Genomic DNA, 21,104 nt, shown 5'->3' on the forward strand with positions numbered 1-21,104 from the left:
ATCAGTGTTTTGCAAGAAACGTCCTTCCAGGGTGTGCGGTCGATCAGGGCGGTCGCTGCGACAAGCGAGTTCCGTGTTGCGCCGCTGTTGCGGCGCCGTTGACGGCATCAATCGACGGTGCGACGCAGGGGGGGAGAGCCCAGAGCAGCGTGTTGCATTGGAGCGGCAGACTGCGCGGCCCGGATGCAAGTTTAAGCGCACCGGCTTAAAAATCCTCGTGCCCGGCCGACAATGCGCCACGCGCGGTGCGGCGAACGACTCATGGCGGTGGTGTGCGAGCAGAAATTTCGTGTGTTTGCGATAGCGCTGATGCGTGTAGCTGCGCATGGACCGTACGTGTTACTTGGAGTAATTCATGCATCTTCTACGTCCCCTTGCCGTCGGTCTGCTGACGGCCGCGTTGTTCACCGCCTGCAAGCCGGCGCCGCCTGCCGAAAACAAGGCGGCAACCTCAACACTCGGGCAGACGGCTGAACAGGCAGCCAAGGCCTTCGACGTTGCTTGACGCGCAGTGGCAACACCAGCTCAAGCAGGCCCCGGAGTTCGCGAGCACCATCGGCGACAAGCGCTACAACGATCGCTGGAGCGACTACTCGCTACAGGCCGTGCCCGCAGAGCGCAGCGCCGTAGCGAGTCTGCTCAGGCAGTTCGAAGCGGTGGATGCCGCAGCGCTGGACCAACAACGTCAACTCAGCCTGCAGATGATGCTCGGCCAGCTGCGCGACACGCTGGACGGTATCGACCTGAAGACCTACGAGATGCCTCTGGACCGATGCAAGGCATCCATCTCACGCTTGCCGGCTACAGCGACAGCTTTCCCTTCGACACCGCCAAGGACTACCAGGACTACATCAAACGACTGCAGACGCTTCCTGCGGTGGTCGATCAAGTCATCGAAGTCTCGCGGCAGGGCGCCAAGGATGGCCTGATGCCGCCGCGCTATCTGCTTGAGCGCGTGCCCGAGCAGATTGACGGAATCGTGGCTCAGCGTGGCGCGCAGAACCCATTTGCCTCGCCATTGGAAAAACTCGACGGCGTGGTGCCCGCCGATCAGCGCGATGCGCTCAGGAAGCAGCTGCTTGAAGTGATCGACCAGCAGGTTCGCCCGGCCTACGCCAAGCTGTCCGCGTTCGTGCGCAATGAATACGCCCCCCAAGGACGTACGCAGGAGGGGGTGTGGTCGCTTCCTGATGGCGAGAAACTCTACCAATACTTGGTGCGCACCCAGACCACCACCGATCTGACGCCTGAACAAATCCACCAGATCGGGCTGCAGGAGGTTGCGCGCATCGAAGCCGAGATGACCGTCATTGCCAAGGCGCAGGGTTATGCGGACCTGGCCAGCTTCCGCAAGGCGGTGGCAGCCGATAAGCGCCGCTTCGCGACCTCCAGTGAGCAGCTACTGGAGCAATACCGTCACTACGTCGCGGGAATGCAGCGGGAGCTCCCAAACCTATTCGAGCAGGTGCCGAAAAAGCCCCTGGAAGTTGAGCCGATGCCGGCATTCCAGGGCAAATACCCACCCGCCCGCTACCTGCAAAGCAACAAGCCGGGCGTGCTGAGAGTCAATATCAGCGACGTCGCTCACCGTACGCTGATCAACGTTGAAACTATGGCTTATCACGAGGGAGTGCCAGGCCATCACCTGCAGGTCTCGCTTGCACAGACGCTACCATTGCCGCCATTCCGCCAGCAGGGTGGGTATAACGCCTACGGCGAGGGTTGGGCACTGTATGCCGAGCGCTTGGGCAAGGACGTCGGGCTCTACAAAGATCCCTATAGCGACTACGGCCGGCTATCGGCTGATCTATTGCGCGCCAATCGATTGGTGTTGGATACCGGCGTGCACTACAAGCGCTGGAATCGTCAGCAGATGGTGGACTTCTTCCACGCGCATCCATCCGACGACGAGGCGAGCATGCAGTTCGAAATCGACCGCTACATCGTGTGGCCAGGCCAGTCGTTGGGATACAAGGTGGGGCAACTGCAATTCATGGCGCTGCGTGCGGAAGCAGAAAAAGAACTAGGCGATCGTTTCGACTTGCGCGCATTCCATACTGCGGTGCTCGGTGATGGCGACATGCCGCTGGTGATGCTGCAGCAGCATGTGCGCCAATGGATCGCGAAGGTCAAAGCGCATCAGGTGGCAAAATAGGTGAGCCCAGTGTGCTCTTGCGTGGCAGCTTGCGGCACATGCTGATCGCAGTCGCATGGAGGGCGAACGGCGAAATGGTGCAGTTACCTGAGTAAACCAGGGCTGACGTCGGGCCGATATGTACCGACGCAAATCCCAGAGAAATCATTGATTGCTTGAGTCAAAAAGCCGAGCGTGCGGCAGCCGTTGCTTCTTCCACCAGCGCTGCATTCTGCTGCGTGGTTTCGTCCATCCGGGTGACAGTGAGGTTGACCTGTTCGCTACCGGCCGACTGCTCCTGGGATGCGGCGGAAATCTCGCCCATGATGTCGGTGACGCGCTGCACGCTGGCGACGATCTCGGCCATCGTGGTGCCGGCGTTGTGCACCAGTGCTGAGCCTTCGGCGACGCGCTCGACTGAATCGTCGATCAGGCTCTTGATCTCCTTGGCCGCAGCCGCGGAGGGTTGGGCGACCTTGCTGACGATGTCGCCGCTCTGCGAGGCGACGCCGACTGCACAGTGTTCTTGCAGCCGCCACGCTACAGTCACCAACCCACCATTACGTACGACACGCCGCATGGACAACCGCAATCAGGAATGGATGCAGGCCGTCACCGACGCACTCAGCGATCTGCTCGCCGCGCGCGTGGCGCAGGCCACGCTACTGGAAGCCATGCTGGTCTCGCATCCAGATCCGGTCGCCCTGAGAAAAGCATGGGACGAACTGTCGTCTCAGCGCATCGCAGTCGTTGCACAGAACAAGGCAGTCGCCTCGGTGGAACGGCCAATGGATGAATACACGCTGGAACAATTCCAGGCCTGGGAAGAAAAATTTCGCCGCTACTTTCCGCGTGATGTGGATCTGCGATAGGTGCACGATCTAGCGTTTTCGCTGTCGTCAAAAATGAAGGCGAAAGACGGCGCGCCGTGCATTTCCTTGACGCCTGCTTGCTTGCGCCGATGGTGGAAGCTCTACACAACCCGCCAAGATCGTTGAGGTTCAAATGGAACCGCCGAGTTGAAGCGTGTCGTCGGCTTGAGCTTGGTGAAACCACGCAAGGTGGGGATCTCGTGCCGCGCTTTGTCCAGTGCTGGATCGCTCAACGCATACCGCCGCGATAGCAGATGCATCCGCAACATCGCCGCTAGTGCGTACGGCTGCCTGCCTGGGCGTTCTGATACCTGGGGGTGGGGCTCGGGCAGCTCGATCACTTGCTGCTACGCCACGATCTATGGACTCCCAGCAAGTCAGTGCCAGCCAAAATGAGAAGTCTACGGTCAATGTTGATGACAAAACTTGACAGGCGTTAGCCCGCTCAAGCTGTCGTGCGGTCTTTATTGGTTGTCGTTGGCCAGCCATTGTGTGTCTTGTTCGCAGAGCTCGCGTCACGTGCGGAAAATGCATGGACTGCGAGCGCCAACACGACAGACTGGGCCGGGGCACGGCCGTCAAGCCACGAACGCTTGCGGCTTGCTTCGCATGCGCTTCAACGCCGGCCGTGCTGGGGGCAGCCCGTGTGCGTGCACAGCCGTCTATTGCTTTGGAGTGACGACTCTTCGCTGTTGGAAAAGCTAAGATCGAAGCTTGTGCAAAGTCGGAGGCGCTAATGATCGATCGTCGTACTTTTCTTGCCACGGGTGTGGTCGCCGCTACTGCCAGCTTCAGTGCATCGGCAGCTCGCATCGCGCAGGCGCCGCGCGCCAACGGGCCGGCACCGTGGGGTGCGCTGCCCAGCAAGCGACAGCTGCGGTGGCATCGGTTGGAGCAATACGCCTTCGTGCATTTTGCGATGAATACCTTCACCGACAAGGAATGGGGCTACGGCGACGAGGATCCGCGCAAATTCGATCCCAGCGATTTTTCACCCGATCAGATTGTTGCTGCTGCCAAGGCCGGCAATCTGAAAGGGCTTATTTTCACGGCCAAGCACCACGATGGGTTCTGTCTTTGGCCGACGCGCTTGACCGAGCATTGCATTCGCAACTCGCCCTACAAGAACGGCAAGGGTGACATCGTCGGCGAAATGGCAGCGGCGTGTCGACGCGCCGGCCTGGCGTTCGGCATCTACCTCTCGCCCTGGGATCGCAATCACGCCGAGTATGGGCGTCCTGGCTATCTCGACTATTTCCGTAAGCAGATCGTCGAGCTCTGCACCGGCTACGGCGACTTGTTCGAGTTCTGGTTCGACGGCGCCAACGGCGGCGACGGTTACTACGGTGGAGCGCGCGAATCGCGCAAGATCGATGCGCCCGCGTACTACAACTGGCCACGGATGATCGAGCTGGTACATCAGCATCAGCCGATGGCCTGTACCTTCGACCCGCTCGGCGCCGATATCCGCTGGGGCGGCAACGAGGACGGTATCGCCGGCGATCCATCCTGGCCGACCATGCCCAATGCCCCGTATACCCAGGAAAACGGCAATTCCGGCGTGCGCGGGGGGGCGCTGTGGTGGCCGGCCGAAACCAACACCTCGATCCGCCCGGGCTGGTTCTACCACGCCGATGAAGACGGCAAGGTGCGTAGCCCGGAGAATCTGGTGCGCTATTTCGACACCTCCGTCGCGCGCGGCACCAACATGAACCTCAATCTGCCGCCCGACCGACGCGGCCGCATCCCCGACCACGATGTGGCGGTGCTGCAGAGTTTCGGCGACGCGATCCGCGCCAGCTTCGCCATCGATCTGGCCAAGGGCGCCAGGGCCAGTGCCAGCGCATCGCGTGGCCCTGGGTTCGAGCCGGCGCGCGTGCTCGACCGCCAGCCGGACAGCTACTGGTCTACGCCTGACGACGTCACCACGCCGACGCTGACGCTGGAGCTGTCGGCGGTGCACAGCTTCGACTTGATCCGGCTGCGCGAATACCTGCCGCTGGGTGTGCGCGTCACCCGCTTCGCGGTCGAAGCCGAGGTCGATGGGCAATGGCGGCGGCTGGCCGAAGCGCAATGCATCGGTGCACAGCGCATCGTGCGGCTGGATCGCCCGGTTGCCGCACGTCGCGTGCGCCTGGTGGTGCTTGAGGCGCCGGTGTGCCCGGCGATCAGCGAATTCGCGCTGTTCCGTGCCGTTGCGTCAGTGCCGGTCGCGCGGCCGACGGCGAACGCGCCGGATGTGTTGTCCTCCGCTGGCTGGCGCATCGTCGAGGCCAGCGCGCCCGGCGCGGACAAGTTGCTCGACGACGATGCCAGCACGATCTGGATCACGCCCGCGCCCACGCCCGGCCATCCCGCGCAGGCGACCATCGACCTCGGCGCGCTGCGTCAGGTTGCCGGTTTCAGCCTGACGCCCTCGCGAACGGTGATGAACGGTGCGGCGCCACCGAAGGGTTATCGCGCCGAGACCAGCGAAGATGGCCAGCGCTGGCAGCCGGCCGGCGCTGGCGAGTTGTCCAATATCGCCTATGCGCTCTCGACCCAGCGTTTGAATTTCCCTGAGGTGCGCCAGATCCGCTATCTGCGGTTGTCGTTCGCGGAGACGGCGGTGCCTGCCGAGCGGCTGGCTATCGCAGGTATCGGTGCGTTCTCGCGCTTGCGATGAGCGCTTGTGCTCCCGCGCGGCCATGCGCCGCGAGGGGAAGCATCCGGGGTGACGGAGTTTGGCGGGATTGAGACGCGTCAAGCGAAGCGATGGAGCCAGAAATCGCCGCATTCAGACCACGTGGCGAACCTGCATTGTGAACCGCCTTGTCCAGAGCTTCCCAGGCGTGTCCAAATTGCTCGGTTTGCGTTATTGCGCACCGCTTGCATGGTGACGCGCAACCGCGCAGTCGCTTTTGTTGGCCGCTCTAAGTCGGAAGCGCCCACCCTGAGCGCAAGACCTCCAGCAGCACCGGCCGGGCGTCGCTGTCCGCGCCGCCGCTTGCAGCTCCTGCCCATGCAATCGCAAGCGCGGCAAGAAAGATGTCGCGGCCGGTCAACGCTGCCCGCGCCTGACCAGAGCGCTGTGCAGCCTCAAGAAAAACGCTTGAGGCCTCGACCATGGAGGTGCACGTCGGCATCAACACCGAACTGGGTTGGGACCATGCGGCACGGAGCGGTTCCGGGAGGCCTTCGTAGGCGTTCATCCAGGTTCCCAGCGCTTCAATCCATCGCTGCAGCGCACGCCCCGGGTCACGCTCTTCGGCGGTAATGGCGGTGCGCACTTGCTCAAGGTTGGCGTAATGCGTTTCGAGTAGCGCTGCCAGCAGGGCGTCGCGGGTAGGGAAGTGGCGATACAACGTCCCCGGGCCAACGCCTGCTCGCTTGGCAATGCTGTCCATCGATACGTCGATGCCTTCCTCGGCAAAGGCTTCGCCTGCCACCTCAAGAATGTGGGTCTTGTTGCGTTGGGCATCGGCTCGGGGAGGGCGTGGCTGAACGTCGGGGGGCATGGTCGGCAGGTCTGGCGCTTGATATCCGGAGTGTATCTCCATATATTTCTCGCAACAAACGGAGGGGCTCTCCTTTTGCGGGCGCTGTGCAACACAAGGCGTTGCAAACGAAAGATGGCCACGTTCGTCGACTCGCTGGCTAGTCGCCGGCCGACTCACGCACCACAGCCACAGGGTGAGAAACGCATGCGCACGTCCAAGACGATGATCATTGGCCTGCATCTGGGCAATGGGTACGGGTCCCAACCAGGGGCCTGGCGCATGCCGTGGGTCGACCCGACCAACTACATCAGCTTCGATGCCCGCGTGCGCCAGGCGCAAGCCGCCGAGCGGGGGAAATTCCAGTTCATCTTCCTGCCGGATGGCCCGAGTGCCGTTGCCGATATCGACAACGAAGCGCCGCACTTCAATCTGGACGTGATGATGACCCTGGCTGCGGTGGCGCGCGGCACCGAGCGTATCGGTCTGGTGGCCACCGGCTCAACGACGTTCAACGAACCGTTCAATCTTGCACGGCAATTCAAGGCGCTGGACATCATGAGTCATGGGCGTGCCGGCTGGAACGCGGTGACCTCCAGTGGCGAGGATGTCGCTGCGAACTACGGGCGAACACTTCCATCCAGCGCTGAGCGTTACGCACGCGCGCACGAGGTCGTGCAACTGGTGCAGGCCTTGTGGGGCAGTTGGGGAAAGGACGCCTGGCTGCACGACCAGGCCGCTGGGCGGTTTGCCGACGCCGCGCAAATTGCGCCGATCAACCTGCAGGGCAAGTTCGTCGGGTCCCGTGGGCCGTTGTATATCCCACCCTCCGAGCAGGGACAGCCGGTGATCTTCCATGCGGGCGGCGGCCCGAACGCGCTGAAGCTGGCCGGACGCTATGCCAGTGCCGTGATCGGTGCCAGTTTCAGTATCGAAGACGCTCGGGCGCAGCGTGCGGCGTTCCGTCATGCCGCCGAGCAGGCCGGCCGCGATCCGGACGAGATCAAGTTCATTCCAGGGCTGATGACGACAATTGCGCCGGATCGCCGCGCGGCATTGGATCGCCGGATCGCACTGACCGCGCAGACGTTTCCTCAGCGGCTGGGTTACCTGCAACAGATGCTCGGGGTGCGTCTGGATCCCACTGCGCTCGACCGGCCGCTGTCGCCGGCGCAACTGGCTGCGGCACGCCCGTCATCGCAGGATCCTCGCTCGCCAAAGGCGTTGCAGATCGCGCGTGAGGGCTGGAGCCTGCGCGACATTCTGGCGCATGGCGTCATCGATTATCACCCGGTGATTGTGGGCCCGGCGGTCGAGGCGGCCGATCACATGCAGGCCTGGTTCGAGGCAGATGCGGCCGATGGCTTCTGGATTTCGCCGGATATCAACGACGACGGCATCGACGCCTTTGTCGATGGCGTCGTCCCGATCCTGCAAGCGCGCGGTCTGTTTCATCGCGATTACCGGGGCCGCACGCTTCGCGACCATCTGGGCGCATCTGCCCAGTACGGCCGCGATCCACGCATCACTGCTTGAGCAACAAAACCCCATCTATTTTTTTGAATGGAGCGAACATGAAAATCGGCATCATTGGCGCAGGCAACATCGGTGGCACGTTGGCGCGCAAATTCGTAGCAGCAGGGCACATCGTCAAACTGGCTGGATCCAAAGGCCCCGACAGCATTCGCGAATTGGCCGAAAAGATCGGCGCCGAGCCTGTCACCGCTGCAGCGGCGGTCGAGGACGTGGAGGTGATCGTGTTGTCGATCCCGTTTGTCAAGATTCCCGAGGTTGCCGGCCTGTTCTCCACCGTGCCTGCGGAGGTGGTGGTGATCGATACGTCGAACTACTACCCGCAGCTTGGCACCCGGATCCCGGAAGTCGAGGACGGCAAGCTGGAAAGCGTCTGGTCGAGCGAGCAACTCGGCCGGCCCATCATCAAGGCGTTCAATGCCGTGCTCGCCAAGACGCTGGCCGAGCGCGGCAAGCCGGCAGGCACGGAGAACCGGATTGCCATCCCGGTGGCGGGCGACAGCCTGGCCGGCAAGGCGATCGCGCAGCAGCTGCTGGACGATGCCGGGTTCGACTCGGTCGATGCGGGGAATCTCGCAGATTCATGGCGGCTGCAGCCCGGCACGCCTGCGTATTGCACCGAGCTTTCGGTTGCCGCATTGGCGTCAGCGCTCAAGGCTGCGGTAAAAGGCGATGCACCGCGTCATCGCGACGCCTTGATGGCGAAGTTCTTCGGCGGCGACGCACCGCCAAGTCATGAGACGATCGTTGCGCGCAATCGCGCAGTGAGTGCGGCGCGCTGACTCCGATGCGCAGAAGCGGTATCTGCGTCCCAGGCTCACGTTAGAGTTGATGAGCCACTGTCGTCAGCACAGCGGGAGCGCGGTGCTGACGACTCGACCGTTCTGCCACCGTCTTAAAACGTGACCGCAGAAAGCATTCCCAGCATCTCGTCGTAGCTGCCGTTGGCGGCAGCATCGCGAAGGAATTTGGCACGTTCCACGACGATTTCCTTCGGTGTGGGTTCTGCATGCAAAAGCGCCAGTGCTTCGTCGAGGAATTCGTCCAGGGGCATGGCGTGCTCGTCGTTGCCTTGGCCATACAACTTGGTGCGAACGCCCGGCGGTACCAGCTCGATGACTTGCACGTTGCTGTCGGCCAGTTGCACCCGCAAGCCTTCGGTGAAGGAGTGCACGGCGGCCTTGCTGGCGCTGTAGCTCATCGCGGCCGGGAACGGCACAAAGCCCAATGCGGAACTGACGTTGATGATGACGCTGTCAGTGTTGCCGGCAAGTTGCGGCAAGAATGCATAGGTCATGCGGATGGTGCCGAGCAGGTTGATGGCGATCGCCTCTTCGGCGGCCTTCAAGGAGTCTGGCTTGAACACGTTCTCGCTCGGCATGATGCCGGCATTGTTGATCACGACATTCAAGCCGGGATAGCGCTCGGCCGCCACGCGGCTTGCCCGGACCACAGAGTCGGCGTCTGCGACATCGATTTCGAGTGCGTCAAGGCCCGGATGCTCGGCGGTGATCTGATCCAGCAGCGGCTTCTTTCGTCCGGAAACGATGACCCTGTTGCCAGCCTGCTGGAGCCGGAGCGCCAGCCCAAGTCCGATGCCGGAGGTCGAGCCGGTGATGAGGATGGTATTGCCGCTGTTCTTCACGGATGTCTCCTGGTTGCGGAAAGGGGTAAAATCAAAACGGACAGTCATCCGCTTCCCAAAACATTGGCGGACAATTGTCCGTTTGTCAACGAGTTCATTAAAGGGTTGGGGTGTGGAGAAGCTAAAGCGATCTGATGCAGTGCAGAACCGGGAGCGCCTGCTGTCCGTCGCGCTTGCGGAATTGGTGCGCTCTGCCGATGTTCCACTGAGCGCAATTGCCAAGAAGGCGGGTGTCGGGCAGGGGACTTTCTACCGGCACTTCCCGACCCGGGAGGCCTTGGTGATCGAGGTCTATCGCCACGAAATGCTGCAGGTCACCGGTGTAGCCGAGCAACTGCTGAAGACGCTCCCGCCGGAGCAAGCGCTCCGCGAATGGATGAACCGCCTGGCCGAATACGCCATCACCAAGGCGGGTCTGGCGGATGCACTGCGGACAGTTGCCAACGCGAAAGAATGCGCGGGCAACGCAGGCTATGCGCCCGTGATCGCTGCCGCGCAACTGCTGCTCGATGCCAATGAGAAGGCCGGGACGATCCGTCCGGGGATCACCACAGACAAGTTCTTCCTGGCCATTGCGGGGATCTGGCAGATAGACGCCACCGAGAACTGGCAGCCCCGCCTGACCTGGCTGATGGAGACGGTCATGGAGGGGTTGTGCGCGGGAGCGCCGGGCCGGCCCGCAAGCGGATAACGGCGTTAGGCTTGCAGCCTGGAAACGTGCAGCGCCACGTGTGTTAGTGCTCCAACTTGCCCTGCTTGAGCTTTTGCCACATGTCTTCGGCTTGCTGGGACAAGCTGCCGATGTGCCGTATCAGACAGATCTCCATGCTGATATCCCACTGCGTGTGTCCGGGCGCTGCATGGACGAGCCGCCCCTTGGCGATCTCCTCTTCCACCAGCGTGCGCGGCAGCCAGGCCACCCCGCCACCGGAGCGGCACATGGCCAGCAAGGTCGCGGCAAGATCGGAGGTGAGTGCAGGCGTTAGACGTGCTTCCACGTCCTTGAACGCCGGATGCCCGGCGATGATGCGGCCCAGCCCGGAATCTGCGCTGTAAGACAGCAAGGGCATTGTATCGGTGGAATCGAGCGACCAGCGTGGGTGGCCGTCGCCATTTTCCTTCGGTGCACTGAAGGGTTGCAGCACATCGCTGCCCACCACAACTCGCTCGAAGTGTTCGGGATTCAGCCCAAGCGGCATGCGCGGATGATGGTGGCACAGCAGGAATTGCGCTGCCCCTTGCAGCATCAGTTTTTCGCACGCCCTGAGCGTGTCGGAGACCAGCTGAAACGCGCCGATGCCGGTGTTCGATTCGATGCGTCTTACAAAGGCCGGAAAGAAGGTGAAGGAGAGAACATGTGTGGCAAGGAATGCCAACGCAGGCCGCTGTTGTCCCGCGACCTCAAGCGCTTCCTGCCGCGCGGCGTAAATCGCCGCGGCCAATCCGGATGCTTTGCGAACGAAGGCTTCTCCAGCCGGTGTCATCAGCACCTCTTTGCGCGAACGCGTAAACAGCGGCGTGCCCAACCATTCTTCGAGGGAATGAATACGCCGACTGAAGGCCGGCTGGGTGACGAAGCGACGCTGTGCCGCGCGCGAAAAATTGAGGATGTCAGCCAACGCCAGGCAGTCTTCGAGCCATGTCAGTTCCATGATGCCGATTGTGCATCAAGCGCATAAAAAAGGCATTGGCAGCGCTTGGGGAGTGCCCCTTACGCTCTGACTCGAGCTTGCAACGCCTCGACACGCAGGTCGTCCAGCAAGCGGCAAATCCGGTGAATTCGCATGTCGACGGGAGCGGGCGATCATGCAGAAAAGAAGTGGCATGAGAGGGGTGTTGAGCCAACTCTATGTGCAGGTCTTGATCGCCATCGTCATTGGTGGCCTGGTGGGCTATGTCTGGCCGCACCTGGGCGTGGTCATGCAACCTGTTGCAGAGGGTTTCATCAAGCTGATCAAGATGCTGTTGGCACCTATCATCTTTGGAACGGTCGTGGTCGGGATCGCCAAGATGGGAAGTGTCAGAGAGGTCGGAAAAACCGGCATCAAGGCGCTGATTTATTTCGAGGTCGTCTCGACACTGGCGCTGGCGATCGGTCTTGTCGTGGTGAACATCATCCGGCCGGGCGATGGCATGAACATCGATGCCGCCTCGATCGACAGCAGCGCGATTGGCCAGTATGTGGATCGTGCAAAAGACGACGCGGGCATGGTGGATTTTGTGTTGAACATCATTCCCACCACGTTGGTGGATGCCTTTGCCAAGGGCAACATGCTGCAGGTCATTCTGGTGTCGGTGCTGTTTGCAGTAGGGCTGTTGCAGCTGGGCGAGCGTGGCAAGCCGCTGGTCGATCTCATCGATAACGGGCTGCAGGCGCTGTTCAAGATGATCAACATGGTGATGCGGCTCGCGCCGCTGGGTGCCGGGGCAGGCATCGCTTTCACGATCGGCAAGTATGGCCTGGCCACCCTGTGGTCGCTTGGGCATTTGATGTTGGCCGTCTACGTGACCTCGGCACTGTTCGTTTTCGTGGTGCTGGGAGCGATTGCACGGTGGACCGGCTTTCCGCTGCTGCGCCTTCTCCGCTTCATCAAGGACGAACTGCTTGTCACGTTCGGAACCTGTTCGACCGAAGCCGTTCTGCCGCGCATGATGATGAAGCTCGAACTTGCCGGCGTGCGCAAATCGACGGTTGGCCTGGTTCTGCCCACTGGATACACCTTCAATGCGGATGGCACCTGTATCTATCTGACCATGGCGGCCATTTTCGTCGCGCAAGCGACCAATACACCGCTGCCGGTCTATCAACAAATCGCACTGCTTGGGGTGTTGCTACTGACCTCGAAGGGATCCGCTGGTGTCGCTGGCGCGGGTTTTGTCGCGTTGGCCGCAACGCTTTCCACCATCGACACGGTGCCTGTTGCAGGGCTGGTGCTTCTGCTGGGCGTCGATCGCTTCATGAATGAGGCCAGGGCGGTGGTCAATCTGATCGGCAACAGTGTTGCCACGCTTGCGATCGCCAAGTGGGATGGCGCGCTGGATATCTCCAAGACCCGGGAAATCATTCGTCGTCAACAGGCGGGCGAGCCAATGCCTGTCGCGGCCTCTTCAACCGATCCATAACTCACTACACCTCGCGGGAGACTACCCAATGCGTATCATCGATGTCGTCGAAATCACCAAGCCGATTTCCTCGCCGATCCGTAACGCCTACATCGACTTTTCCAAGATGACCGCCAGTCTGGTAGCGGTGGTCACCGATCAGGTGCGCGACGGCCGTCGGGTCGTCGGCTACGGCTTCAACTCCAATGGGCGCTATGGACAGGGCGGACTGATACGCGAGCGGTTTCGCGATCGCATTCTGGAAGCCGAGAGCGCTGCGTTGTGCAACGACGCCGGCGACAATCTGGATCCTTCCAGGGTCTGGACGGCGATGATGTCCAACGAGAAGCCGGGCGGTCATGGCGAGCGCTCCGTGGCGGTGGGCACGCTGGATATGGCGATCTGGGATGCCACCGCCAAGATTGCCGGCATGCCGCTGTTTCGTTATCTGGCGCAGATGAAAGGCCGGCAAGCCAATCCGCGCGTCTTTGTCTATGCAGCCGGTGGCTACTATTACCCTGGCAAGGACAACAGCGCCCTGCGCAAAGAGATGCGTGGCTATCTGGATCGCGGTTACAACGTGGTCAAGATGAAAATCGGTGGCGCCTCCATCGACGAGGACCGCGGCCGGATCGAGTCGGTGCTTGAGGAAATTGGCGGCCAGGCGCGTCTGGCGGTCGATGCGAACGGCCGCTTCGATCTGGAGACCGGCATCGCCTATGCCAAGATGCTGCGCGACTACCCGCTGTTCTGGTACGAAGAAGTCGGTGATCCGCTCGACTATGCGCTACAAGCCAGCCTGAGCGAATTTTATCCAGGGCCGATGGCCACAGGCGAAAACCTGTTCTCCCACCAGGATGCACGCAACTTGCTGCGCTACGGCGGCATGCGCCCGGATCGCGACTATCTGCAGTTCGACTGCGCGCTGTCGTACGGCCTGGTGGAATATCTCCGCACGCTGGAGGTGCTCGAGCAGTTCGGTTGGTCGCCCGCGCGTTGCATCCCGCACGGTGGTCATCAGATGTCGCTCAACATTGCTGCAGGGTTGGGCTTGGGTGGCAACGAGAGTTATCCGGATCTGTTTCAGCCGTATGGCGGGTTTCCGGATGGCGTAAAAGTTCAAGACGGGCACATCGTGATGCCGGAATTGCCGGGCATCGGTTTCGAGGGCAAGTCCGACCTGATCAAGGTCATGCGCGAGCTCGCCGAGTAAGGACTGAGCCAGCCTCGCCCCGTGACCCACGGGGCGAGTTGAGTCAGGTGACTGCTGCGCGTGGTTTGGTCGCTTGGGCAGTCACGCGCAGGGTCGCCGGAGTCAGGCCCTGAGCAGTCGCTTGCAAGATGATGTCGCCGGGCTTTTTAGTTGCCTGTAGCAACGCCATGCACAAGCCATTGAACGCTTTGCGCTGCGGTGCCTTGTCGTCCTCATGGCTACTGGGGTCGCCGTTGCCGACGCCGATCAGTTTGCCTGCGCCGCGTAAAGAGAATTGCACCGGCGTATCGGCGGTGGGAACGACGCGGCCCTGTGCATCGACAATTTCGACCTTTACCACTGCCACATCTTCGGCATCGGCGCGCAATGCCTTGCGATCGCAACTCAAGCGGATCGCAGCCGGCTTGCCGACTGTCTCGCGACGTTCGGTGAGCACCAGCTTGCCGCCGCGATAGCCGCGCGCTTCGATCACGCCCGGTGCGTATGCCACGCGCCATTCCACATGCCCGTAGGCCGGCACGTGTTGCAGGCCCTGGCTGACGCCATTGACCAGCAGTTCCACCGCGTCGAGATTGGTATGGCACCAGACGGCGACGCGGCCCTTGTCGTCGGGCTGCAGCAGGCCGTCCCAGTTCCAGTGCGGAAACAGATGCAGCACTGGTTCGTTGGTCCACTGCGCGCGGTAGTACCAGTAGTTGTCTTTTGGAAACCCGCAGCTGTCTAGCACACCGAATTGCGAGGCGACATTCGGCCAGCGGTTATACGGTGTGGGTTCGCCGCGGTAGTCGAAGCCGGTCCAGATAAAGCCGCCGGCGATGTACGGACGTTGTGCGACGTAGCTCCACCAGGCTTCGGCAGTGCTCGCCCACCACGGGTGGTCCAGGTCGTAGGCGCGGGTATAGCCGCGTGCATCGTCGCGCTGGTAGTTGCCGCGCACCGACACGGTACTGCCGGTTTCGCTGCCGTAGATCGGAATGTTCGGGTATTGCGCGTGGAAGCCGTCCATCTGGCTGGTGCGGTAGTTGAAACCGACCACATCGACGACCTGGCCAACACCATCGCCAAAGCCCTTGTCCATGGCAAAGGTGGTGGGGCGGGTGGGGTCGAGTTGACGCACGCGTTGCTGCATGCGGCTCACGATACGTGCGCCGCGCTCGGTGACCTGTTGCGGTTCTTCGTTGCCGAGCGACCACAGGATCACGCTGGGATGATTGCGCCCGCGCCGTACCATCGTCTCCAGTTCGCCCATCGCTTCAGGGTCGCTGGACATGCGCCGGGTTTCTTCGATCACGAACATGCCCAGGCGATCGCATAGCGCGAGCAGTTCGGGCGTAGCCGGATTGTGCGAGCTGCGATAGGCGTTGCAGCCCATCGATTTGAGTTGGCGCAGGCGCCACTCGTGCAGGCTGTCCGGGATGGCGGTGCCAACGCCGGCGTGATCCTGGTGATTGTTGGTGCCGTGCAGCTTGAGCGGTGCACCGTTCAATAGAAAGCCGCGCTGCGCATCGAAGACAATGCTGCGTACGCCGAACGGCGTCACTAGCGCATCGACCGCGTTGCCGTCGCTGTGCACGCTGGTGGTGAGGCCGTAGAGCTGCGGGGTATCGATCGACCACAGCGCGGCCTGGCCGAGCGGCACGGTTTGTTCGACAACCTGCACCTGGCCCGGTGCAACGGTGACCGCTGCACTGACCGCTTCTGCGACGACGCGCCCATCCGGTGCTGTCACGCGCGCTTGCACGTTGCACTGGCGCGGTGCGGTGCCGTCGTTGCGGACTTCGGTGGACACCTGCGCGGTTGCGTTGTCGCCTTGTACGGTGCTGCGCACGAACACGCCGTCTTGTGGCAGATGCAGCGGGTCGGTCTTTTGCAGCCACAGATGGCGATAGATGCCGGCGCCTTCGTAGAACCAGCCTTCGCCCAGCGTGGCATCTAAGCGCACGGCAATGAGGTTGGGCTTGCCGTAGTCGAGCACTTCGCTGAGGTCGACCTCGAAGCCGCAATAGCCGCTGGCATTGCGCCCGACGATGTGGCCGTTGCAGAACACGATGCAGTCGCGGAACACGCCGTCGAACACCAGGCTGATGCGCTTGCCCAAATCGCTTGCGGGAATCTGCAGCGTGCGGCGATACCAACCCACGCTGTGTTCCGGAAAGCTCGTGCCCAGCGGTTTGTAGCCGTGCGCGGCGGCCGGGTCTTCTTCTGTGATCGTGGCCGAGATGGGTTCCTGGCGGAAGGGCAGGGTGACGGCCCAATCGTGCGGCAGATCCAGCAGTTCCCAGGCACTGTCGTCGAAAGCGAGTTGCGCGGCGGTCGCGGTGTCCTTGCCAGCCTTGGCGAAGGTGCGCTGGAAGGTACCGAACTCGAAGTCGCGCGACGCATCGCTGGCGTGGCCGAGATGAAAGCGCCAACCGAAGTCGAATAGCAGGCGTTCGCGCGGTGCCAGCGTTGCATCGCCAAGCGCGCCAAGCGGCATGGCGTTCTTATCTACGGCTGGCGCTGCACCGGCGATGGCGGGCACTAACGCGCCGGCTGCGCCGACGGGGAGAGCGGCGCTCACACCGCTTGCCAGCATGCCGCGCAGCAGCTCGCGGCGATTGATGCCGGTCATGGCTGCGTCCTCTTGCTGGCGTCGGCAGCTTGGTCTTGTTCGGTCGAAGCAGGCTTGCCTGTTGCCGGCTTGCGCGATGCAGGCACGCCCGTATACGGGTGGCGCATGAAATCGATCGCCGGCAACACCTCGTTGTCATGCTTGAAGTCGAAGAAGCTGGCGTTTTCCCACGACGAGCCGGTGCCCCAGCGCGTCTTGCAGCTGCTGCTGGTCCATGCCGGTTCCCAATACACCACGCCGGCGCCGCCAGTGTCGATGACCAGCTGGGTGAGATCGATCATGTACTTGGACTGGCCTTGCGGTGTGGCCGGGTAACCGGCAATCAGCGAGTCTTGGCCGAGCAGATTGTGCGAGGTGTCTCCGGACTCCAGCGTCCACGGATACGCGGTTTCCACCACCACCACGTCGGCATCAAAGCGGCCGCGCAGGCGCTTGATGGTCTTGCCCAGCTCGGCCATCGATTGGGTCGACCATTTGCGGTAGTAGCTGATGCCGATCAGATCGTAATCGGTAACGCCGGCCTTGGTGGCGGCGGCAAACCACGGTTCCACATTCTCCGGCTGGGCGATATGCAGCATCACCCGTGGCTTGATGGTGGAGCGTACGCTGATATCGCGCACGGCCTTGATGCCGGCATTGAACAGTTTGGCGTTGCGTTGCCAGTCGATGGGGCGCTTCTTGTCCCAGGGAATGCTGTCCATCAGATCGGAATTGCTTTCGTTGCCCACCTGCACCAGTTCCGGCATCAGGCCGGCACGGTCGAGCGCGCTCAGCGTGTCGTAGGTGAAGCCATACAACGTGCGCGCCAGCTCATCGGTGTCGGTGATGCTGGCCCAGGCCTTGGGAATCAGCTGTTTTTCGCCATCGGCCCAATCGTCGGAATAGTGCAGGTCCAGCAAGACCTGCATGCCTTGCGCGCGTGCACGCGCGATGGTCTTCTTGACGTCGGACAGGTCGCTGTAGCGGGTCCAGCGTGCGTCGTTCCACAGCCGCACACGCACCAGATTGGCACCGTGCGCGTGGAAGAGTTCGAACGGGTCTTTGACCACGCCGTTCTCGCGGTATTGCACACCGCACTCTTCCATCTCGTTGACGTAGGACAGGTCCGCACCGAGATACAACGTGGCGGGGGCCGGGGCGGCGTGTGCGAAGGTGGAGATGGCCAGCGCCAGTAGCGCGGGCGTCCAGAGACGGCGTGTAGAGCGCATGCAATTCCTCGACAGAAAAACGTGGAACGGGTGACAGCATGCCGCACGCAGCGGTGCTGACGTGCGGACGGTGCGCGGAATCAGAGCGTCGATAACCGATCCGATTCCACGCACCGACCGCACCTGTGTAACGGTCACGCAGCAAGGGTGTCGGCCGCGCTTAGAACTTGTAGCTGGCCTCCAGCGCATACCGACGACCGAACACCTGGTAGCCACCGTCGTCCTGATTGGCCAGGCGATTGGGCTTGTTGTCGGTGTAGGCGCGCAGCGGTTCGTTGGTGAGATTGCCGGCCTGGAAGCGGAAGCTGAGCTGCTTGCTGTACTGCCAGTTCAGACTCAGATCCACCGTGCCTTCGCTCTGCAAGCGCGCAAGACGCGCCGCATTCCAGCCGTACACCACGGTGTAGGGGCTGTGGTACTTGTAACCCACACGCGCCTCGAAGCTGCCGTTGCTGTACCAAAGATCGAAGGTGCCGGTCTTGCGCGCCAGGCCGCTCAGCGGCAACGGATTGTCGACCGGCGAGAATTCCTTGAGGTTGGAATCGACCAGCGAGAAGTTGGAATAGACGCCGAAGTTTTCCATGTGCGGGATGAAGTAGAACGGCGTCTGGAATGTGAGCTCCACACCGTTGATATGCCCGCCGCCGCCATTGAACGGCGCGCTGACCAGGTAATCCAGGCCGTTGATCACTTCACGGTCGGTGCGGTAGCCGATGCTGGAATCCACTTCCTTGCGGTAGACCGCAATCGCCGCGAGCGCTTCCTTGTGGAAGTACCACTCGTAGGACACATCGACCTGGGTGGCCTTGAACGGATCCAGCTGCGGGTTGCCGCCGCTGCCGGTGAGCTGGCCAACGGTGACGGTGGGGTCGTCCAGGCGACGGCCGGTGCGCAACTCGTCCAGCGGCGGACGCGCGATGACCTTGGCCACTGCGAAACGCAGGATGCGTTGATCGTCGATCAGGAAGTTGACGGTGGCGCTGGGCAGGACGTCGGTGTATTCCTTGCTGTCGGTGCTGGCCTGCACGGTGTTGCCGACCGAATCGAAGCCGTCGCTGGTGGTCTTGGTGTTGACCAGGCGCACGCCGATATTGCCGGTGACATCGGTGCCGAACACCTGCGAGCTGAACACGGCTTTGGCGAAGGCTTCGCGCACGTCTTCCTTGACGTTCCAGTGGTCGAGCAGTTGTTCGTCGAGCGTGCTCGGATCGAAGCCGCCGAAGCCGATCTCGGCGATGGCGTCCATGTTGCCGCCGGTCAGCGTGGGCACGTTCAAGTCCGGCATGGTCACCGGATAGATCAGGCCCTGATACGCCGAAATCGGTTGGTCGTAGCCGGATTGATTGCTGATGAAGCGGCGGTTCTGCTTTTCGCGACGCGCGGCGCGTACGCCGAATTCCAGCGAGGTGAAGGCCGCTGCATCGATCGCGCGGCTGGCGTTGAGCGCGAGTGCGGCAATCTTGTCGCGCAGCGCCTGCGGCTCGGTCTGGCCGGCGATGCCGTATTCGGGCGTGTCCGAGCTGGTGCTGATGGTGGGGGTGACGCTGCGGCGGAAATCGAACGAGACGGTGTCCGGATTGCTGCCGAAGCGCACCGCCTGCCAGGTGTTGTCGCGCTTGGCCTGCGAGAACGACAGGTCGCTGCCCAGCGTCCACACATCGCCGTTCCACTTGGCGTTCAAACCACCGGCGGTGAGCGTCTTGACCTCGTTGTAGTGGCTGACCACATGGTCGACCTGCAGGTTCGAGTTGGCCAGCGTACCGGCGACCACATCGCCATCGACGATGGTGTAGGACGAGCCCGGCGTGGTGTACGGATTGGCACCGGTCGAAAAGGTGCTGAAAGCCAGACCGTTGAACCAGTTCTGCAACTGGTCTTCGTCGATTTCGATCCGCGAATACAGGCCGTCGAACTTCAACTCGAAGTTGCCCGAGCGCCATTGCACGGTGCCCATCGCACCGGTGCGGGTCTGGTCGGTCAGCTTGAGCTGGTCGGCCGCGCCGAATGGCGTGGGATCCACGGTGCCGTCGCCATCCACATCGCGCGAGGTGGTGGCATCGGTGTAGCCCCAGCTGCCGATCGAGGAGTTGGAGTTCTTCTGCTTCTGATAAGTGGCGCCCAGCGCAACCGCCAGGTTGTCGTTGATCTTGTGCACCCAGCTGGCGCCGAATCGGTTGCCCCACGGGGTGTAGCCGTCCACGTCCTTGGCGTGGTCGTAGAACACCGGGCCGGCGGTGCCGACAAAGCCCGGGCCGGTGTAGTCCAGCGGGCTGATGGTGGAGATGTCCACCGTTGCGGCAAGGCCACCGGCCACCAGATCCGCCGACTGGGTCTTGTAGACCTTGACGGTGGAGACGATCTCGGTGGGGAACACTTCCCAGCGCACGGCACGGTTGGGTTCGGAGGAGGCGATTTCGCGCCCGTTGACGGTGCCCATGGTCATGCGCGGGCCCAGGCCGCGCACGGTGGCCAGGCTTTCGTTGCCGCGGTCGCGGGTGCCGTTGACGCCGGGCAGGCGCACCAGCGCTTCGGCCACGGTGACATTGGGCATCTGGCCCATGTTGTCGGCGGAGATCACTTCCATGACGTGATCGGACATCTGTTTGGCCTGCACTGCCTGATTCAGGCTGGCGCGCTGGCCGATCACGGTGATGTTGTCGAGCGTGACCGGCGGCGGCGCGGTCGCGCTGTCGCTGGCCGGCGCTGCGGCAGGCGCAGGCGCGCTGTCCTGTGCGTGCGCACTGAACGCGCTGGCCAGAACGAAGGCGATGGTGGTGCAGAGGACGTCGCGCGCAGGGGTGCGGCGCAGGCGCCGGCTGGCCGAGTGGCCGGTGTGGTGAACGGGCATCGTTTGATCCCTCCCAGGACAAAGTTACCGAATGGAGATGGTGGCCGTTGCTGCGGCCGTCTGGCGCAGGGGCGCTTCTGGCGCATCCGCGCGGGCATGACTGAGGTGGTGCGTTGCTGCGGTTGAAGCCAAGTGTGCGGTTGCGCGACGCTGCAACAATCATCGAGTCGATCATGTTGGCGTCCCCCTGTCCTGCATGTGTCCGCTTCAGGGTAGAAGCGCAAGCCATTCCATTCCAATGAAGCATTTTGCGTGAGCTATCTCACGTTGGAATGCTGCAGTGCAGCGATAGCGAACCGTCCGTCACAGTTGTGGCGTTAGTGGCGACACGGCCACTAAAGGTTGCACTAGAACGCATGCGCAGCCTTGTCTGCTGCCTAGAGCGTGTTATGAACTTTGCCCTTGTCACGATAACGTATACGGATGAAGCCTCGTAAGCCATATCCAACCGATATCTCCGAC

15 protein-coding genes and 2 pseudogenes are annotated in these 21,104 nt (G+C 62.3%); 9 read left to right on the top strand and 8 right to left on the bottom strand.

Going from position 1 to position 21,104, the window contains the following annotated elements; all coding sequences use genetic code 11:
• Window positions 1-355 precede the first annotated feature (355 nt).
• Window positions 356-505, top strand: a complete 150-nt coding sequence (locus XcyCFBP4188_RS22945) for a hypothetical protein (protein WP_160113185.1) — start codon at window positions 356-358, stop codon at window positions 503-505.
• Window positions 506-511: 6 nt separating this feature from the next.
• Window positions 512-2,155 carry a DUF885 domain-containing protein gene (locus XcyCFBP4188_RS19495; protein ID WP_104592667.1) on the top strand — a complete coding sequence of 548 codons (1,644 nt, stop codon included), beginning with the start codon at window positions 512-514 and terminating at the stop codon, window positions 2,153-2,155.
• 169 nt (window positions 2,156-2,324) lie between these two features.
• Here XcyCFBP4188_RS19495 and XcyCFBP4188_RS19500 read toward each other — a convergent pair.
• Window positions 2,325-2,618: pseudogene (locus XcyCFBP4188_RS19500) on the bottom strand (methyl-accepting chemotaxis protein); the annotation flags it as partial.
• A 94-nt stretch (window positions 2,619-2,712) separates the two neighbouring features.
• On the opposite strand from XcyCFBP4188_RS19500, the gene XcyCFBP4188_RS19505 reads away from it, so the two are divergent.
• Window positions 2,713-3,006 carry a hypothetical protein gene (locus XcyCFBP4188_RS19505; protein WP_006449167.1) on the top strand — a complete coding sequence of 98 codons (294 nt, stop codon included), beginning with the start codon at window positions 2,713-2,715 and terminating at the stop codon, window positions 3,004-3,006.
• Window positions 3,007-3,173: 167 nt separating this feature from the next.
• Here the strand turns inward: XcyCFBP4188_RS19505 and XcyCFBP4188_RS19510 are convergent.
• Window positions 3,174-3,338 (bottom strand): annotated as a pseudogene (locus XcyCFBP4188_RS19510) (transposase); the annotation flags it as partial.
• Window positions 3,339-3,742: 404 nt separating this feature from the next.
• On the opposite strand from XcyCFBP4188_RS19510, the gene XcyCFBP4188_RS19515 reads away from it, so the two are divergent.
• Entirely contained in the window at window positions 3,743-5,671 is a 1,929-nt protein-coding gene (locus tag XcyCFBP4188_RS19515; protein WP_104592668.1) for an alpha-L-fucosidase, read from the top strand.
• A 247-nt stretch (window positions 5,672-5,918) separates the two neighbouring features.
• Here XcyCFBP4188_RS19515 and XcyCFBP4188_RS19520 read toward each other — a convergent pair whose 3' ends face one another.
• Entirely contained in the window at window positions 5,919-6,545 is a 627-nt protein-coding gene (locus XcyCFBP4188_RS19520) for a TetR/AcrR family transcriptional regulator (protein ID WP_006449169.1), read from the bottom strand.
• A gap of 144 nt (window positions 6,546-6,689) precedes the next feature.
• On the opposite strand from XcyCFBP4188_RS19520, the gene XcyCFBP4188_RS19525 reads away from it, so the two are divergent.
• Window positions 6,690-8,018, top strand: coding sequence for an NtaA/DmoA family FMN-dependent monooxygenase (locus XcyCFBP4188_RS19525; protein ID WP_104592669.1), 1,329 nt, complete (start codon window positions 6,690-6,692; stop codon window positions 8,016-8,018).
• A gap of 23 nt (window positions 8,019-8,041) precedes the next feature.
• On the top strand, window positions 8,042-8,797 hold the full coding sequence (locus XcyCFBP4188_RS19530) for an NADPH-dependent F420 reductase (RefSeq protein WP_428977251.1): 756 nt from the start codon (window positions 8,042-8,044) through the stop codon (window positions 8,795-8,797).
• A gap of 113 nt (window positions 8,798-8,910) precedes the next feature.
• Here XcyCFBP4188_RS19530 and XcyCFBP4188_RS19535 read toward each other — a convergent pair whose 3' ends face one another.
• Entirely contained in the window at window positions 8,911-9,660 is a 750-nt protein-coding gene (locus XcyCFBP4188_RS19535; RefSeq protein WP_074056970.1) for an SDR family oxidoreductase, read from the bottom strand.
• Between XcyCFBP4188_RS19535 and XcyCFBP4188_RS19540 the strand changes: the two genes are divergently transcribed.
• Window positions 9,638-10,351 (top strand): TetR/AcrR family transcriptional regulator, encoded by a 714-nt coding sequence (locus XcyCFBP4188_RS19540; protein ID WP_282433395.1) that lies wholly within the window; start codon window positions 9,638-9,640, stop codon window positions 10,349-10,351. The two genes, XcyCFBP4188_RS19535 and XcyCFBP4188_RS19540, sit on opposite strands and share 23 nt — an antisense overlap.
• A gap of 43 nt (window positions 10,352-10,394) precedes the next feature.
• On the opposite strand, the gene XcyCFBP4188_RS19545 is transcribed toward XcyCFBP4188_RS19540, so the two are convergent.
• Complete coding sequence (locus XcyCFBP4188_RS19545) at window positions 10,395-11,312, bottom strand: LysR family transcriptional regulator (RefSeq protein WP_104592672.1); 918 nt, start codon at window positions 11,310-11,312, stop codon at window positions 10,395-10,397.
• A 172-nt stretch (window positions 11,313-11,484) separates the two neighbouring features.
• On the opposite strand from XcyCFBP4188_RS19545, the gene dctA reads away from it, so the two are divergent.
• Entirely contained in the window at window positions 11,485-12,783 is a 1,299-nt protein-coding gene (dctA, locus tag XcyCFBP4188_RS19550) for a C4-dicarboxylate transporter DctA (RefSeq protein WP_006449175.1), read from the top strand.
• 28 nt (window positions 12,784-12,811) lie between these two features.
• Entirely contained in the window at window positions 12,812-13,975 is a 1,164-nt protein-coding gene (locus tag XcyCFBP4188_RS19555; RefSeq protein WP_006449176.1) for a mandelate racemase/muconate lactonizing enzyme family protein, read from the top strand.
• A 43-nt stretch (window positions 13,976-14,018) separates the two neighbouring features.
• On the opposite strand, the gene galA is transcribed toward XcyCFBP4188_RS19555, so the two are convergent.
• The 3 genes from galA to XcyCFBP4188_RS19570 form a co-directional block, all read right to left on the bottom strand.
• Window positions 14,019-16,586 carry a beta-galactosidase GalA gene (gene galA / locus XcyCFBP4188_RS19560; RefSeq protein ID WP_104592673.1) on the bottom strand — a complete coding sequence of 856 codons (2,568 nt, stop codon included), beginning with the start codon at window positions 16,584-16,586 and terminating at the stop codon, window positions 14,019-14,021.
• Window positions 16,583-17,794 carry a glycoside hydrolase family 53 protein gene (locus tag XcyCFBP4188_RS19565; RefSeq protein ID WP_006449178.1) on the bottom strand — a complete coding sequence of 404 codons (1,212 nt, stop codon included), beginning with the start codon at window positions 17,792-17,794 and terminating at the stop codon, window positions 16,583-16,585. The genes galA and XcyCFBP4188_RS19565 overlap by 4 nt, the downstream gene beginning before the upstream one ends.
• 160 nt (window positions 17,795-17,954) lie before the next feature.
• The gene (locus XcyCFBP4188_RS19570; RefSeq protein WP_104592674.1) at window positions 17,955-20,642 is read right to left on the bottom strand and encodes a TonB-dependent receptor; all 2,688 of its coding nucleotides are present in this window, start codon (window positions 20,640-20,642) and stop codon (window positions 17,955-17,957) included.
• Window positions 20,643-21,104 lie beyond the last annotated feature (462 nt).

The sequence above is a fragment of the Xanthomonas hortorum pv. cynarae genome, assembly GCF_002939985.1.
GTDB lineage: Bacteria > Pseudomonadota > Gammaproteobacteria > Xanthomonadales > Xanthomonadaceae > Xanthomonas > Xanthomonas hortorum_D.